The following is a 508-nucleotide window of genomic DNA, read 5'->3' as shown; positions in this document are numbered from 1 at the left end:
CAGGCACAGTCCAGTTCTTCGCCACGGCGTCAAGAACCCTGGCCACGGTTTCCGGCTTCATCAGCGACGGCGTGCCGCCGCCGAGAAAAACGCTGGTCACCTCGCGCGGCCCGGTGCGTTCGCGCATCGTCGCCAGCTCGGCCTCGAAGGCACTGGCGAAGCGGTCCTGATCGACCGGCTGGTGGCGGACATGGCTGTTGAAGTCGCAATAGGGGCACTTGGCCGCGCAGAACGGCCAATGAACATAGACGCCGAAGCCGGGCGTCCGGTCGAGCAGGATGCTCATGCCGAGCCCAATCTCGCTTTAGCGAACTTCTGGAAAGCGCGAGCGCGGTGCGACAGCGCCGTCGGCTGGCCGGGCCTCCAGCCGTGCTTTTCCTCGGCGCTCATTTCGCCGAAGGTCTTTTCGAAGCCGTCGGGGAGGAAGACCGGGTCGTAACCGAAGCCGAGTTCGCCGCGCGGTGGCCAGACCAGCGTGCCTTCGGCCTCACCGCGATAATATTCGGCC

At 65.7% G+C, this 508-nt stretch carries 2 protein-coding genes; both read right to left on the bottom strand.

The features are described 5' to 3' along the window. Positions 1–286: radical SAM protein (locus EN984_RS37130; RefSeq protein ID WP_348630252.1), on the bottom strand; the 286-nt coding region annotated here is incomplete at its 3' end. Beyond that, on the bottom strand, positions 283–508 hold a 226-nt coding region (locus tag EN984_RS37125; RefSeq protein WP_281057399.1), incomplete at its 5' end, for a non-canonical purine NTP pyrophosphatase. The genes EN984_RS37130 and EN984_RS37125, both read right to left, overlap by 4 nt.

Origin of the sequence: Mesorhizobium sp. M7A.F.Ca.CA.004.12.1.1 (assembly GCF_003997835.1) — a bacterium.
In the GTDB taxonomy this organism is placed as follows: Bacteria; Pseudomonadota; Alphaproteobacteria; order Rhizobiales; family Rhizobiaceae; genus Mesorhizobium.
The sequence above is the reverse complement of the archived record's forward strand: the minus strand, read 5'-3'. Positions and strand labels throughout refer to the sequence as shown.